This is a genomic window from Carnobacterium sp. (genome assembly GCF_032094055.1).
Classification (GTDB): Bacteria; Bacillota; Bacilli; order Lactobacillales; family Carnobacteriaceae; genus Carnobacterium_A.
In genome coordinates this window covers 43,396-60,050 of the sequence record NZ_DAMDAK010000004.1, presented here as the reverse complement: position 1 = coordinate 60,050, position 16,655 = coordinate 43,396, and the positions used below count along the sequence as shown (strand labels likewise).

Annotated in this window: 12 protein-coding genes and 2 pseudogenes; 10 read left to right on the top strand and 4 right to left on the bottom strand. The window is 36.2% G+C overall.

Translation table 11 applies throughout. From position 1 onward, the window contains the following. The coding region (cydC, locus tag RT405_RS01445) for a thiol reductant ABC exporter subunit CydC (protein ID WP_313466947.1) at positions 1-1,453 on the top strand (1,453 nt) is incomplete at its 5' end. 141 nt (positions 1,454-1,594) lie between these two features. On the opposite strand, the gene RT405_RS01440 is transcribed toward cydC, so the two are convergent. Next, a complete protein-coding gene (locus RT405_RS01440; protein WP_313466952.1) occupies positions 1,595-2,575 on the bottom strand; it encodes a polyprenyl synthetase family protein in 981 nt (326 codons plus the stop codon). 846 nt (positions 2,576-3,421) lie between these two features. On the opposite strand from RT405_RS01440, the gene RT405_RS01435 reads away from it, so the two are divergent. Continuing rightward, positions 3,422-4,627: an NAD(P)/FAD-dependent oxidoreductase gene (locus tag RT405_RS01435; RefSeq protein ID WP_313466945.1), complete on the top strand. Its 1,206-nt coding sequence runs from the start codon at positions 3,422-3,424 to the stop codon at positions 4,625-4,627. A 270-nt stretch (positions 4,628-4,897) separates the two neighbouring features. Here the strand turns inward: RT405_RS01435 and RT405_RS01430 are convergent, their stop codons facing one another. Together RT405_RS01430 and RT405_RS01425 are read right to left on the bottom strand one after the other, a co-directional pair. Continuing rightward, positions 4,898-5,338, bottom strand: a complete 441-nt coding sequence (locus RT405_RS01430) for an acyl-CoA thioesterase (RefSeq protein WP_313466943.1) — start codon at positions 5,336-5,338, stop codon at positions 4,898-4,900. Positions 5,339-5,398: 60 nt separating this feature from the next. Continuing rightward, a complete protein-coding gene (locus RT405_RS01425; RefSeq protein ID WP_313466941.1) occupies positions 5,399-5,959 on the bottom strand; it encodes a hypothetical protein in 561 nt (186 codons plus the stop codon). A 334-nt stretch (positions 5,960-6,293) separates the two neighbouring features. On the opposite strand from RT405_RS01425, the gene RT405_RS01420 reads away from it, so the two are divergent. Beyond that, entirely contained in the window at positions 6,294-7,163 is an 870-nt protein-coding gene (locus RT405_RS01420; protein ID WP_313466939.1) for a glycosyltransferase family 8 protein, read from the top strand. 121 nt (positions 7,164-7,284) lie between these two features. Then, positions 7,285-8,139 (top strand): glycosyltransferase family 8 protein, encoded by an 855-nt coding sequence (locus tag RT405_RS01415; protein WP_313466937.1) that lies wholly within the window; start codon positions 7,285-7,287, stop codon positions 8,137-8,139. A gap of 97 nt (positions 8,140-8,236) precedes the next feature. Here RT405_RS01415 and RT405_RS01410 read toward each other — a convergent pair whose 3' ends face one another. After that, entirely contained in the window at positions 8,237-9,073 is an 837-nt protein-coding gene (locus tag RT405_RS01410; RefSeq protein WP_313466935.1) for an AraC family transcriptional regulator, read from the bottom strand. A gap of 207 nt (positions 9,074-9,280) precedes the next feature. On the opposite strand from RT405_RS01410, the gene RT405_RS01405 reads away from it, so the two are divergent. The 6 genes and pseudogenes from RT405_RS01405 to RT405_RS01380 all read left to right on the top strand — a co-directional run. Beyond that, positions 9,281-11,038 carry an ABC transporter ATP-binding protein gene (locus tag RT405_RS01405; protein WP_313466933.1) on the top strand — a complete coding sequence of 586 codons (1,758 nt, stop codon included), beginning with the start codon at positions 9,281-9,283 and terminating at the stop codon, positions 11,036-11,038. Next, positions 11,025-12,806 carry an ABC transporter ATP-binding protein gene (locus RT405_RS01400; protein WP_313466931.1) on the top strand — a complete coding sequence of 594 codons (1,782 nt, stop codon included), beginning with the start codon at positions 11,025-11,027 and terminating at the stop codon, positions 12,804-12,806. Before RT405_RS01405 ends, RT405_RS01400 begins: the two co-directional genes overlap by 14 nt. A gap of 148 nt (positions 12,807-12,954) precedes the next feature. Then, complete coding sequence (locus RT405_RS01395) at positions 12,955-13,722, top strand: acyl-ACP thioesterase domain-containing protein (protein ID WP_313466929.1); 768 nt, start codon at positions 12,955-12,957, stop codon at positions 13,720-13,722. 4 nt (positions 13,723-13,726) lie between these two features. Continuing rightward, positions 13,727-14,710, top strand: coding sequence for a LacI family DNA-binding transcriptional regulator (locus RT405_RS01390; protein WP_313466927.1), 984 nt, complete (start codon positions 13,727-13,729; stop codon positions 14,708-14,710). Between the two features lie 386 nt (positions 14,711-15,096). Beyond that, positions 15,097-16,476 (top strand): annotated as a pseudogene (locus tag RT405_RS01385) (sucrose-specific PTS transporter subunit IIBC); the annotation flags it as partial. Between the two features lie 38 nt (positions 16,477-16,514). Continuing rightward, positions 16,515-16,655, top strand: a pseudogene (locus RT405_RS01380) (glycoside hydrolase family 32 protein); the annotation flags it as partial.

Below are 16,655 nucleotides of genomic sequence, written 5' to 3'. Positions count from 1 at the left end.
GTATAACACACTGGAAAAAGATGCGATTTTTATTAAAAGTAAATATAAAACTGGAGATATTTTAGCCGTTTTAGCTGAAGATATCGATCATATTCAAAATCTTTATTTAAGAACCATTTTTCCAACGTTGATTTCTTGGGGGATCTATATTGCGGTCATCATAGGGTTAGGCTGGTTTTCGATCCCTTTTGCTTTATTGATGTTGTTGATGTTGGGTGTTGTCGTTATTTTGCTGCCGTTAGTTTCCTTATTAGTTAACGGTGCGAAAATGGCTGCGCAAAAAACAGCTCGAAATGGATTGTATGATCAATTGACCGATGCCGTGTTAGGTGTTGGAGACTGGTTATTCAGTGGTCGAAAAAACGATTTTCTAAATAGTTATGAGGACAATGAACAATTGAATCGCAAGAACGATTACCTGATTAAACGGTTTGATCGGACTCGTGATTTTCTTTTGCAAATTACGTTTAGTATAATTGCGGTCGCTATCTTGATTTGGACAAGTTATGTTTTTCAAGGCAATCATGGCGGAGCAGCCAATTGGATAGCAGCATTTGTTTTAGCTGTATTTCCTTTGGTCGATGCATTTTTACCTATTCCTGATGCTGTTTCAGAATTAACGATTTATGAAGATTCAATCAAACGGATGAATGCATTACCATCCGCACCTGATCCTGCTGATATTGAGCCATCTTCAGAAGCAGCGACTTTGAAAGAAGAAGCTTTTCAAAGTTTGGCATTTAAGCAAGCTACTTTTTCTTATGAGACTCAGTCGAAAAAAATAATAGATGACGTCACGATTGAAATTCCTAAAGGGAAAAAAATAGCTGTTTTAGGCAAAAGCGGGGCTGGTAAAAGCACGATGGGGAAATTGCTCCGCGGTGATTTGATTCCGCAAAAAGGAAAGGTTACGTTGAATGGAGTACCTGTTTACAAATTAGGCGATGAGATTGCTCAGTGGATCGGGGTAATCAATCAAAATCCGCATTTGTTTCATACTTCTGTTTTAAATAATGTTCGTCTTGGAAATGTAGAAGCCAGTGATGAAGAAGTTATTCAGGCTCTGTATCAAGTAGGGCTGGGAGAAATGCTGGCAGATTTACCGGCAGGATTTAACACTTCCGTTGAAGAAGCAGGCGGCCGTTTTTCTGGCGGAGAACGACAACGGCTAGCCTTAGCACGTATTTTACTGCAAGATACGCCTGTTGTGTTATTAGATGAACCGACAGTAGGATTGGATCCTATTACGGAACAAATTTTACTCGATACGTTATTTACTGTTTTAAAAGATAAGACCATTATTTGGATAACACACCATCTACAAGGCGTCGATCAAATGGATGAAGTGATTTTTATTGAAAATGGAAAGATTGAAATTCAAGGTACGCCACAAGGACTCTTAGCTGATAATACGCGTTATCAACGCTTGTATCACTTAGACCGTGGTGAATAAAAAAAAGCTGGAGTGAAAAGTGAGCTGAATCTCAAGATAGACAAAAAATCTATTCTTCGAGATTCAGCACACCATCTCCAGCTTCTTTTTTTTATGTTTTATTAAGAGAGCAGAAAAAGAATAAATAAGAATGCTCTGTTCTCAATAGTTGCGGTGAAGCAGTTGTTCAGTTAAATGATACAGAACTGCTTTTTCAGGCCGTTCAGGTAACCGGTTAATAGCAGATAAAGCTTTGTTGGTATAACGTTCAGCTAGTTTTTGAGCTTCTTCGATTCCTTGGTATTTTTCAACAAGAACAGCTACTGCTTGAATGTCTTCTGCAGACATATCGGGTCCCTTTGATAAATAAGGCTCAAAGGCTTTTTTATGCCTTCTTAGGGCTAAGATGAGCGGCAGCGAGTAAACACCTTGACGCATGTCTTCCAGTACAGGTTTTTTTAACGTTTTGCTGTTTTGAGTGTAGTCTAAGATATCGTCTAACATTTGAAAAGCGACCCCAATATTGTGGCCAATATGCTGACTGCTCGTAATAACGGCTAAATCAGCTTTGCCGGTTTTGGCTCCTTGTAAACAGCTTAAAGAAAAAAGCTGCGCTGTTTTTCCAGTTATATTCCTAAGGTATTGGCGCAAAGTGATCTCAGTATTGTAACGCAAGTGCATTTGATCTAACTCGCCTAGTAAAATACGACGCATAACGAAAGCATTTAGTTTAATCGCAGCAACAGATTCGGTGGTCTCTGCTAATAAACCAAAATAAACGGCAAATAAAAAATCACCCGTATAAACCGCAATATCTTTACCGTATTTAGACTGGACTGTTTGCGTACCCCGTCTCGTAGGAGAGTCATCAATGATATCATCATGTACTAGCGTAGCCATATGCAAAACTTCTAAAGAGGCAGCGATATGGGTAGTTTTCTTATAATTTAACGTTTCGGTATCGCCAAAACGGGAGAATAAGATGAAGTAAGCAGGTCGTAAAAGTTTTCCGCCCGAATGCAATAAGTCAAAAATAACTTGTTCAACTTCTTTATTTCGAATACGAACCTTCTTTTCTATCACTGCATAGCTTTCAGCTAATTCGTCTTTAATTTCCGGGTAATTATCCCACATAGAATGAATCGGCATAGCTGTATCCCTTTCAAGTAGAATCCATGATTCTATTTTTAATATTACTTATAATACTGATTATATCACAAACTTTAATTTATCGTATTGATACGTTTGTGTCAATGTAGTTGAATCAACGATAGAGAAAAAGAAAAAAGAGAAATATAGAAATAAGAATAAAGTAGCATCTTTTTTGTTAAAAGTCAAAAAAACAGCGGGTCTTTATTGACAATTTAAGTAATTAGGTGCATAATGTTAAGGTTGTAAATTGTTTAGAGAGCACTTATTTTATTTTCTTTTTAACCTATAAAAATCAGGATAAGAATAATTTTTATAGGAAAAATACTGTTTTTTAGAAGTTTGCGAAGGCTGAAAACACTTTATATCATAAAGCAAGTTCTATTGATTGAAATTAGCGGCGATATGCAGTAAAGTAGGCAATGCGTAGGCATCTTCTGAAGGGCCTTTTTTGTGTTAAAGCTAGCTTAGGCGTTCTTTGATCCTGTTAAATCAGAACAGGTAATAAAAGTTGACGAAAAATAATAGCAATTAAGGAGATGAATGATTGGGAAAAAGGTAAAGTATCTTACAAGAACCGGCTTCTATTGATGAAGTTGGGGCAGTAAGGGTGTGTCTCAAAATTGGAGGATACAGTTGAAGCTTTCTTAGCTTCCCAAGCGATAGTTGTATTTTTTATACTACTTAGTGAAAAAAATACAAGCTCGTTAAATGATTTTTAATTGATAGAATAAAAAAATAATTTTTATTAAATAGTGAGCAGTCTTATGCTGGACGTTTAATCTAAAGATGGATAAGCGGAGAGATAAAGAATGTTAATATAGAAAGCGAGAGAAAAAAATGAGTAAAGCAAAAGTGGTTATTTTAGGCGCAGGGTATGCAGGACTTAGAGCATTAAAAAGTCTTCAAAATAAACGATTGGATGTAGAAATCACATTAGTTAATAAAAATGATTACCATTATGAATCTACTTACCTACATGAAGTAGCTAGTGGAGCACATGAACCTGAAAGAATCACCTATAAAATTATGGATGTTGTAGATACAAAACAAACAACTTTTATTCAAGATACGGTTGTAGTAGTAAATAAAGACGAAAAAACAGTTCAACTAGAAAAAAACGGTGCTATTCCTTTTGACTATCTGATTTTTGCATTAGGTTTTGAGTCTGAATCATTTGGAATCAAAGGTGTAGACGAATTTGGTCTGCCAATGGTAGATATCCCTACGTCTGTAGCGGTTGACAAACATTTGCGTGAACAATTCGCTAAATATAATGAAACAAAAGATGAAAGTTATTTGAGTGTCGTAGTTTGCGGTGCCGGATTTACAAGTATTGAATATTTAGGAGAATTGACTCTTCAAATGCCAAAACTTGTGAAACAATACAATGTTCCTGCTGATAAGATTCAACTTATCTGTATTGAAGCCATGCCTACATTATTACCAATGTTTGATGCAAAATTATCAGAATATGGAATCAATAAATTAAAAGAACGCGGAGTTAAATTCTTAATAGGTACTCCGATCAAAGAGCTGAAAGCAGATTCTGTTATTTATGAAGAAGCAGGAGAATTGAAGTCCGTTAAAGCAAAAACAATTGTTTGGACAACGGGCGTACGCGGCAGCAGTATCGTTGCAGCTTCAGGTTTTGAACAAAGACGTAACCGTGTAATGGTAGAAAATGATTTAACAGCTCCTGGTTACCCAGATATCTTTATCATTGGAGACTGTTCAGCAGTAATGGATAATGCAACAAATCGTCCATATCCGCCAACAGCTCAAATCGCGTTAAAACAAGGGATTGCCGCTGCTGATAATTTAGAATCAAAATTAAAAGGAACAGCAATCAAACCGTTCACATTCTCTGCTTTAGGTACTGTATGTTCAATCGGAAACACTGAAGCAATCGGAGAAGTAATGGGACATAACTTAAAAGGTTATCCAGCTTCTGTAATGAAAAAAGTAATTGGAGACCGTTCGTTAATGCAAACAGGTGGGATGAAGATAGTCGCTAAAAAAGGACGCTTTGATTTTTACCGTTAAGCCGTTTAGTTACAAATTTTAAAAAGATAAAAGGACTTCCTCAAAGGAGTCGCTTATAATAAAAAAACGTAGAAAGCTACCGAAAAATTATTTTGGTAGCTTTCTACGTTTTTTTTATTGGTCTTGATTATTGGGCCAATTGTCTTGTGCTTCTGGGCGAACCATCATTAAAAAAAGTGAGTTTGTCTATCAGGCGGTATGATTGGCCAAAAAGTGCGTTGAGAATGTGTTTGATCCGATTTACCGAAACAGCTTTTTTCGCTTTCAGAATTAATTGATTTCAATCTCTTTACCGATTAGCCGTTCAAACAAATCATAAATGGTTTTATTGACTTTTTTTAAAGAAACAGGACGATAGTTGCTATTTAAAAAGCAATGATCGCTTTTTCCAACAGCTCGCAACGTTCCTGAAACTTTATCGGTAATCTGGTAAGAAATAGTCATTTTTATGCCGTTAAAAGACTCGATGACAGGAAGAATATAAACAGTTTGATTGTAGCGGACCATTGATTTATATTCACACGCAATGCCCAACACAGGAATGATAATGCCGGCCTCTTCCATTTGATCATAACCAAATCCGATAGAATCCAATAAGTTTGTACGTGATTCTTCAAACCAACGTATGTAATTAGAATGATGGATAATACCCATTTGATCAGTTTCATAATAATGGGCTTTGTGTTCATATTGACTTAAATTAGGGTTCATCGCAATTCCTCACTTTCTATCTATTAAGTTTAAAATAGCGTTGTATTAAAAGCAATACATTTACCCTTCTGATAATGCCAGAAAGTCGGCTTCGGTCTGTTGAGTAGCAGTTAAATACCCGTATAAAGACCCTGTATAAATCGATTCAAAAATAGGAAGAACTTCTAAATCTTGCGGAGTAATAAAATGAAATTCTTTTTGAAACTCATGAATGGTACTTTCAGCCAATAAAGTAGCAACAAATTGGGAACAGAAAAAAGCATCATGGCGTTTAAAATCAATTTTAAGAGCCAAAGTTACTAAACCAATAAGATTGTAACGATACATATTCTTTGTTTGCTCATAATACTGGATCAAGTCAGATAGTAATTTGAATTGTACGGGGGTGACCTCACAAGTAAGAATGTTACATTGTGCCCGCAAAAAATAATCTCGTGTCAAATCTTCTTGAATGAAACCGGCAACAAAGGGGTTTCTAGGCTGCTTGCGGCCAAAACTGTAAATATCTACTAGAGTCGGATCTAAAGCGATTGAAGCATGGTTATATTCAGCTTTAGTGTAGAATTTAATGGTTTTGGAAAACAAGGTATTTGTATCCGATAAAACTAAATAAATTTTCATTAAACTAACCTTCTTTTTATAGTTTCGCGATTTTTTTCAGATGAAATCATCTTCTGAAGTCTTGCTTTAGTATACACTATATCAAAATTTTTACTATAGTTCTTTAGGCTGACAAGTGCAGTTTAAAAAGGTGGGAAGCTTCTGGAAACAAAGGGTTTATAAGAAAACTAACTTTATTTTATGCGAATTTATACATTAAAATGTATAAAAATATAAGTTAAGCAAGGGTTATTATTTGCAATAAATAAAAAAAAGATATAATATTGAATGTAGAACCGAAGTTTTAATTAGATTGCCATCTGATTTTAATCTTTGAAGGAAAGGAAGGTTGGAAATGCAAGCTAAAAAAATAATTCCAATTGTGAGTGCTGCAGATAATAATTATGCACCTTATCTAAGTGTTATGATGATGACATTGCTTGAACACTTAGCCAAAGATGTTGAAATTACTTTCTATATTATTGATGATCAAATTTCAGCAGACAGCAAAGAAAAATTAAACCAAGTTGTTTCCAATCAACCGGCTACTATTAGCTATTTAGAAGTTGATTCGAACTTGTATGCAGATGTGCTAGAGAGTGATCACATTACACAAACTGCTTATTATCGTATCTCATTACCTGATTTACTCGCAGATAAAGACTATGAAAAAGTACTTTATATCGACTGTGATGTATTAGTATTAGATGATGTTTCTAAATTGTATGATACTGATATTGGCGAAAAAGTTATAGGTGCTGTTATTGACCCGGGACAAGCGCTCGTTTTAGGGCGGTTGGGAGTCGAAACAGATGATTACTACTTTAACTCTGGCTTGATGTTGATCAATTTAGCTAATTGGCGAAAAGCCAACATCACAGAAAAAACACTAGCATTTTTAGAAGAGGAAGAAGATAAAATTATTTATCATGATCAAGATGCATTAAATGCTATTGTTTACGAAAAATGGTTTCCGCTTCATCCTAAATGGAACCTGCAAACTTCTTTATTATTTGAAAGACATCAACCGCCAACAGAACACTATAAAAAGTGGTACAAAGAAGCGATACAAAATCCCTCAATCATCCATTTCACTGGTCACGACAAACCCTGGAACTCTGACGAATATCACCCTTATACCGAACTTTATTTAAAAGAATTGGCTAAATCGCCTTTCCAATCAACGAAAAAGAAAATTGAAAAAGAGAAACTAAACAATCTATAAAAAATCGTTTTTTTTAGCTTAAAAAAAGTCTAATTTACAGACTTTTCTTTAAGTTACCCTAAATACCCTAAAACGAAACTGAGAGAATGAAAGTTCTGATTTATTGAAGGAGGAAATAGTTATGTTTGATTCTAAAAATATTACAATTGTATCATCGAGTAACGAAGCTTTTGTTCCCCATTTAGCTACACTGTTTCTTTCGCTACTGGAAACTAAAAGACCAGATACTGTTTTACATTTTTATGTAATTGATGATAAAATTTCATTAAACTCAAAGATGTTATTAAACCGTACCGTAAATAAATACAACGCTCGTATCAGTTACTTAACAATAGACGAATCCGAATTTAAAAATGTGGTTGAAAGTGACCGAATCCCTAGAACAGCTTATTACCGGATTTCGATCCCAAATCTTTTAAAAGACTTGGATCGTGCCATTTATCTGGATTGCGACATGATTTGTATAGAAGACATTCAAACCATCTGGGAAGTAGACTTAGGAGATAATCTATTAGCAGCTGTGGAAGATGCTGGATTTCACGATCGTCTGAATTTAATGGGAATTGATTCTAAATCAGACCGCTATTTCAATTCAGGAATGATGGTCATGGATTTGAAGAAATGGCGTGAAGAGAAAATTACAGAACAAGCCTTTGACTTTATCGATAAAAATCCAGAATTATTGCGTTTCCATGATCAAGATACCTTAAATGCTATTTTGCATGATCGGTGGTTGGAATTGCATCCGCGTTGGAATGCCCAAACGTATATGATGTTAGAAGAAAAAGAACACCCGACAAAATCAGGACAATTGAAATGGGAAGAAGCACAACATGACCCGGCTATTATCCACTTTTGTGGGCATGAAAAACCGTGGCATGAAAATTCCATTCATCCTTACCGCGAAACGTATTTCGAATTGCGGAATAAAACCACTTTTCCAATGGCTTCGCCGACCACAGTCAAGAAAAGCTAGACGAATTGCAACTGCAATAAGTTCATACAAAAAGGTATCTCTTCAAATTTGAGAAGAGATACCTTTTTGGATTTTTCTTTTGTCGATTGGTACGAATTCAACTGCTTTTTTTCAAAAAAGCAGAAGGCGCCTGACCATAGTATTTTTTAAATAATTTACTGAAATAAAGAGCATCTTCATATCCTACTAAATGTGAAATCTCTTTAATCGTAATTTCTTTCTCCGTTTCCATTAACACTTTTGCTTGTTCTAAACGTATTTTGATCAAATGATTGATCGGAGAGTCACCGGTCTCTTCTTTAAAAACGCGAGAGAGATTAGTGGGGCTGATAAAATAGTTTTGTGCCAGACTATTTAAGGTGATATCTTCTGGATAATGAGCTTCTAAATAATGAATAATATCGTTGACCAACTGCTGTTTATCTTGCTCTTCTTTGGAAAGAGCCACTGCAGTATTTTGATGGGTGAGCGCATACTTATCTCGCAGCAGCAAGACAATTAATTCTGTCACTAATGATTTCAGCATCAATTCATGACCAGGTTGATTAGCTGATCGTTCAGTCATGATTTTACGGCAAATGGTAAAAAAATCCTCATTGTGTTCACTTAAATGAATAATAGGGGATTCAATAGGGAAAAAGTTTTTTGGAAAGTAATCCAATGTGACATTTCGAAAGCCGATATGCAATTGAGTGCTTTCCATACCCAAAATGGAATGTTCATGATGGTCCACACCAGGATTAAATAGCAGAATGGTTTTCTCTTCTAAATGATTGAGTTGGTTTTCAATAGTGTAGAAGGCTTCTCCTTCTACGATCACAGACATTTCCAAAAAGTCGTGATGATGTTTGCTGCCGATTGATGACCCAGAAGTGGTCACATCAAACACATATAGAATCTCAGGATTAAACGTTTTAGCATTCACCTTGAACATTTTTTCACCTCCTGCAGTCAGTTTATCTAGTTATCTAAAATTATAAAGTATCTAGCAAAACAGTGCAATTTTTCAGCATTGTAAATGAAAGAAAGAAAAAGATTGGGCATTTTATCCATCTTATTTAATAAAAATGACCATTCTATTTATTACAGGTTTTCATTATCATTGAAAGTAACGATTAATTAAAAGAGGGGGCTAAAAAGTATGGAAAGTATCAAATGGGTAGGAAAATATATGAGACCCTATTGGTGGAGAGTATTTATCGCCACAGTACTAGTTGTAATCGTGGCTATATTAAACGTTGTTTCGCCATTGATTGGAGGAATGATCGTTGATGATGTAATAGTAGATCAAAAAGCTGGTTTACTGGTACCTTTATTAATTGCCATGATTATTGCTTCATTTATTCGAACTATTCTTCGCTATATTTATCAAGTCATGTTTGAACGGGTCGGACAAAATGCATTGTACCGTATCCGTGAAGATATGTACCAAAAGCTGCAAGAGCTCGATTTCAGTTTTTTTAACAACACAAGAGTAGGAGATTTGATGGCGCGGATGACAGGAGATACAGATGCTATCCGGCATGCCATCTCATGGTTGCTATACAATGTTTTAGACAACATATTATTACTAGTTTCAGCTATTGTGGTGATGGGGATCATTCAATGGCAACTGATGCTGTCATTATTGGTCGTCACTCCGTTTATCGGTATTTTAACTGTCATTTTGTCTCGTAAAGCAAATCCTGTTTTTTATGAAATTCGGGAAAGTTTTTCTAGATTAAATTCAATGGTAGAAGAAAATATCAGCGGAAATAAAGTAGTAAAAGCTTTTGCTAGAGAAGATTATGAAATCGAAAAATTTAATAAATTTAATGAAGACTATAAACGCCGAAATATTGAATCGGCTAATGTTACAAAAACGTATATGCCGATTTTGGAAACTTTGGCAGCTTTCTTATCGGTTATTACCATTGGATTCGGCGGTTTCCTAGTCATTAATGGCAAAATGAGTGTCGGTGATTTAGTAGCTTTTAATGGATTTATTTGGATGCTGAATACGCCTATGCGGAACGTTGGCTGGTACGTCAATGATTTACAGCATTTTATTACATCTACCTATAAAATCAGGGAACTATTAGCAGCTCGTCCAATGATCCCGCTAGAAAAAAGACAAACCACACCAACGATCAGAGGAATAGTAGAATTTCAAGATGTCTCTTTTCACTTCGCTGATGATCCTGATACGGAAGTATTGAGCCATATTTCATTAAAAGCTGTACCGGGACAAACCATTGGGATCTTAGGTGAAACAGGTTCAGGAAAATCAACTTTAGTAAATTTAATTTCACGATTTTTTGACCCAACAGAAGGACGCATTTTAATTGATGGTCAAGATGCAAGAAGGATCAACATTCGAGAATTACGAAAACACATTGCTATTGTGATGCAGGATGTCTTTTTATTTTCGGAAACGGTCAAGGGAAACATTGCTTTTGGAACACCAGAAGCAGAACTAGAACGGATCAAGCAAATGGCCCGTATTGCAGATGCCAGTCCATTTATTGAACGTATGCCAGACCAGTACAATACATTTTTAGGCGAGCGAGGCAGTGGTTTATCAGGCGGACAGCGTCATCGGATTTCTTTAGCCCGTGGATTAATGAAAGACCCTGCGATTCTTATTTTAGATGACACAACTTCTGCTGTTGATATGGAAACAGAAGTGAAAATCCAACATGAGTTACAAGATGTGATGCAGCAAAAAACAACCTTTATCATTGCCAACCGTATTTCTTCTGTTAAACGAGCAGATGAAATCATTATTCTCTCACATGGTAAAATAATTGAACGGGGAACACATGCATCGTTATTGGCTGCTAAAGGAGCTTACTATAAGATCTACTTGAAACAACTAGGTGAGTCTGAAGAGGAGGCGGCAAACGATGGCACAGAATAGTATCAGAAAAGATGAAGAATTAAAAGAAGAATTTAATAAAGACCAATTTAGGCGTTTGGGCGGTTATTTAAAACCTTATAAAAAAGCCATTTCTAAAATATTAGTCGTGATTTTGATATCCAACCTTGTATTAGTGTTAGGACCATATTTGACCAGTATCGTGATCGACAATGCTATTCCGAATAAAAATGGCTTTTTAATGACGATCATTATTGTCGCTTTTTCTTTGGCTACGATTGTCGGCGGCTGGTGTACCAGATATCGAATTCAACATATCACTTTGCTAGGCCAAGATGTATTGAAAGATATGCGTTCAGAGATTTTTGAACACATCCAAAAACTATCTTTTTCTTATTTTGATACACGGCCACACGGAAAAATTGTTATACGGGTAGTCAACTACATTAACTCATTAAGCGATTTGCTGTCAAATGGGCTGATCAACGTGATTTCAGATGTCTTGAGTCTAGTGGTTACCTTAGCTTTTATGTTTGCAATCGATGTAAAACTGACTTTGTATAGTTTTATTTTATTGCCTATCTTATTTATAGCGACCATTTTAATCCAAAACGCTCAGCGTAAAGCGTATCAAGAAGTTAGCAATAAGCAAGCCAACCTAAACGCTTATATTCACGAAAGTGTTTCTGGAATCAAGGTTACACAATCTTTTACACGCGAAACGATTAACAATAAAATCTTTGCCGAAGTCAGTGAAGAACAACGAACAACTTGGATAAAGGCTGTTAAAATCCAGTTCTTGCTAGCACCAGCGATCCAAAACGTTGCCACCATTACCATCTCCATTATTTACTTTATTGGCGTACGCGGAATCGGCGTGGATGTCTCTACGGGTGTTTTGATCGCGTTTATTGGATACGTTAATAACTTTTGGAATCCAATGGTCAACATTGGAAACTTCTATAACTCTTTGATCACTGGTACAGCTTATCTGGAACGTATTTTTGAAACGCTAGATGTTAAACCTGAAATCACAGATGCTGAAGATGCTTTTGAAATGCCACCAGTAAAAGGAGACGTGGTCTTTAATAATGTAACTTTTGGCTACCAACCGGGGCAAACCATTTTTGAACACTTATCTTTCCATGCAAAACCAGGAGAAACGATTGCATTGGTAGGACCAACCGGTGCGGGGAAATCGACTATTATCAACCTGATCAGTCGCTTTTATGATGTGGATGATGGGGAAATATTAGTAGACGGTATTGATATCCGAAAAGTAACGTTAAACTCATTAAGAAATCAGATGGGAGTTATGTTACAAGAAACATTTATCTTTTCGGGAACAATTATGGAAAATATTCGTTACGGCAAATTAGATGCTACCGAAGAAGAAGTGATTGAAGCAGCCAAGATTGTACGTGCTCATGATTTTATTATGCAACAAAAAGATGGGTACAATACAATCATTAAAGAACGTGGGAGCACTTTATCAGCTGGACAGCGCCAATTGATCTCATTTGCCAGAACTTTACTGTCAGATCCTAAAGTATTGATCTTAGATGAAGCAACCTCTAGTATTGATACACAAACAGAGATTCTACTGCAAGAGGGGTTAGATCGTTTGCTGGAAGGACGGACTGCATTTATCATTGCTCACCGGCTATCCACAATCAAAAACAGTACGCGGATTTTCTATATTGCGGATAAAAAGATACAAGAAGCAGGAAGCCATGCAGAATTAATGGCGGAAAAAGGACTTTATTACGATTTATATAAGACCCAATTTGATTTATTGCAACAATTGTAAAAAAAGCTGTTCAGAAACTAGACGTTCTTCTGTCTCAGTTTCTGGGCAGTATTTTTTTATACTTTTTTTGATGAAGTTACCGTTGGCGCATAAAATAATGGTATGCTATATTTGATTTAGAATCAGGCAAATGAAAAGAGGAAGTAGAATGACAGACCAAATTTTTGAGAGAAAACACCAAATCAATTATTATGAATGCGATACAAACCAACAATTGACGATTCCGATGTTGATCAATATTATGATTCAAGTTTCTGGCGAACAAAGTCATCAATTAGGTGTAGGTGATGAAGAACTAGCTAAAAAAGGGTTAGCTTGGATCGTGTTGCAGTATGAAATGAAAATAGAACAGATTCCCACAGCTCATCAGACGATTAAAGTAACAACACAGGCTTTATCTTATAATAAATTATTCTGTTATCGCGAATTTAAAGTATATGACGAAGCTGGAAATTTATGTGTAACGGCTCAAAGTACATTTGCTTTGTTAGATATTGAAAAACGCAAAATGGTACGGGTGCAAGAAGAAGTGGTAGCTCCTTTTCAAACACCATTTTTAAAGAAACTGATTCGGACGCCAAAGCCTGAAAAAGTTACAGAAGAAACAGCTGTAACCAATGAGTACCGTGTTCGTTACTTAGATATTGACAGTAATCGCCATGTAAACAACTCAAAGTACATTGACTGGGCTTTGGATACATTGGATTACGATTTCTTGACTAGACAAAAACTGACGTATCTTAATATCAAATTTGAAAAAGAAGTTTATTATGGCAACCGTATACAAAGCCAAATGAGTCTGCACGAAAATGCAGAAGGAAAGACTATCACTGCTCACCGTATAAAGACTGGAGATGTGGTGAACAGCGAAGCCAGTATGGAATGGCAAAAAATCGAAGAAGAAACAAGCAGGTGAAAAGATGGTAACGATCAATGATATTGCCAAACAGGCAGGAGTGGCCAAGAGCACCGTTTCCAGGTATTTAAATGGCGGATCTGTTAGCCGCAAAACAAAAGAAAAATTAGACAAAATTGTTGCAGAAACTGGCTATGTCCCGAATACATTCGCACAAAGCTTGAAAGCAAAGAAAACCAATATGATTGGAACGATCATACCCCGCTTAGATTCTTATTCTGCAAATGAAGCCTTATTTTCTATTGATGAAGGGCTGAGAAAACGAAACTTTCAACTGCTGATTACCAATACGAATCAAACGCCAGAACGGGAAGTGGAGAGTATTTATTCCTTAGCCAGACAAAAAGTTGCTGGAATCTTGTTATTTGCCACAGTTGTTACAGAAGCTCATAAAAAAGCCATTGCTGACGTAGGGGTGCCGGTTATTTTACTGGGTCAGCAAGCTGAAGGGCTCTATTCCATTGTTCATGATGAGTATAAAGCGGGTTTTAAACTAGGAAAATATGCGACAAATTTAGGTCATAAACAGTTCTTTTACTTTAATGTCTTTGAAGCAGATGTGGCTGTAGGTCAATTGCGTAAAAAAGGAGTAGTAGACGCTCTCAAGGAAAGTCCAGACAGCACTATTGAAGTGATGGAAACCAGCTTTTCTTTTGAAGCTGCTTTCCAACAGGCTTTAAAAGTACTGCCTACAATAAAAGCATCTTATATTATTTGTGCAACTGATAATATCGCACTGGCAGTGTTGAAAGCAACACACCAGTTAAAAATAGCCATTCCCGATATATTTTCACTCTCAGGGTTCGGTGGATACCAAATAACTTCAGTCGTTTCTCCAACGATTACTACTGTAAAATATGCTTATCAAGAATTAGGAGAAATGGCTGTTAAAAACATGTTGTTATTACTAGAGGGAACGGATATCCCCGAGAAAACCGTCTTGACCAATGAATTAATTGTAAATGAATCGACTAAAAGATACGTTTAAAAAAATCTGCAACTTTGTTTGCAGATTTTTTTTAATAAAGTAGCTGTTCTATAAAAATGCTCTGCCTTCAATGACTAATGAACCAGTTAAAACAGGATCGCTTTTGCTCTTTCATATACTGCTCCACAAGTAACAGAAAATAGATTAGAAGTGCTAGCTAGAAGCGGGACTAGCAGACAAGAAAAATAGAAAACAGGCTAAAAGTGTTAGGTAGAGGCGGCCTAGCAACCAAAAGAATAGAAAAAACAGGAGAAAGCTTTTATCAAAGAGATAAGAGTTTTTCTTATTTCTAGTCAATTAGTACTGGACAAATAATATAAAAACGGTTACAATAAAAATAGAACCGGTTCCGAATGTTGGCGGACCAGTAAAAGGAGGAAATAAAAATGACAGAAAATCAAAGAATTGCTCAAGAAGTTATTGCTGCAGTGGGCGGAAAAGAAAATATCCATTCCGTGGCTCATTGTGCCACTCGCTTGCGTATTATGGTCAACAAAGAAGAAGAGATAGACAAAGAAGCGGTAGAAAATATTGATAAAGTAAAAGGGGCCTTTTTTAATTCAGGGCAATTCCAAATTATTTTTGGAACCGGTACCGTTAATAAAATTTATGAAGAAGTGGTTGGATTAGGTGCTTCTGGAGGATCAACTACTGAAATGAAACAAGAGACCAAAAAACAAGGAAATGCATTCCAACGGATGATTCGTACTTTTGGAGACGTGTTTGTTCCAATCATTCCAGTATTAGTTGCGACTGGGTTGTTTATGGGATTACGCGGTCTGTTGACACAAGAACAAGTTTTGGCAATTTTTGGAATGGCGCCCACAGACATCAGTGCCAACTTTTTAATGTATACAGAAGTATTGACTGATACTGCTTTTGCTTTCTTACCGGCATTGGTTGCTTGGTCTTCGTTTAAAGTATTTGGCGGATCACCCGTCATTGGAATCGTCTTAGGGTTGATGTTAGTTAATCCGGCTCTTCCAAATGCTTATGAAGTGGCAGCAGGTACCGCAAACCCCATCACAATGTTTGGTTTTATCCCAGTAGTTGGTTACCAAGGAACTGTTTTACCTGCTTTTATCGCTGGTTTTGCAGGAGCTAAATTAGAAAGATGGATTCGGAAATACGTTCCAGAGTATTTAGATTTACTGCTTACGCCTTTCTTAACGCTTTTAATTATGAGTATTTTATCGTTATTTGCAATAGGTCCTATTTTCCATTCATTAGAAGAAGTCGTCTTAAACGCGACTGTTTGGGCGTTAGGATTGCCGTTTGGTTTAGCAGGATTGATCATTGGCGGATTAAATCAAATTATTGTCGTGACAGGTATTCACCATCTGTTTAACTTCCTAGAAATTCAATTATTGGCAAATACTGGAGTGAATCCATATAACGGAATCATCACTGCCAGTGTTGCTGCACAAGGCGGAGCTTCTTTAGCTGTAGCCATGAAAACGAAATCTAAAAAATTAAAAGCATTGGCTTATCCTTCTACATTGTCAGCTTTTCTTGGCATCACAGAGCCAGCTGTTTTCGGAGTGAATTTGCGTTATGTTAAACCGTTTATTTTTGGTTTAGTCGGCGGAGCAGCAGGAGGTTTCTTTGGAAATATTATTGGTTTAGAAGCAACAGGGATGGCTGTAACGGTTATTCCAGGAACTTTGCTTTACTTAAACGGCCAAATTCTGTGGTATTTATTGACGAATGTGATCGCCATTGCAGTAGCTTTTGTCTTAACTTATTTATTCGGTTATAGCGACAAAATGAAAAAAGAAATAGAAGCTTGAAAGGAAGTTTAAGCATGACACGTACTAAAAATATGGGGAAATATGATCTGGGATACCACATTACGCCGCCTAAAGGATTACTAAATGACCCCAATGGACTGATTCAATTTAAAGGAGTTTATCATGTCTTTTATCAATGGAACCAAAATGACACG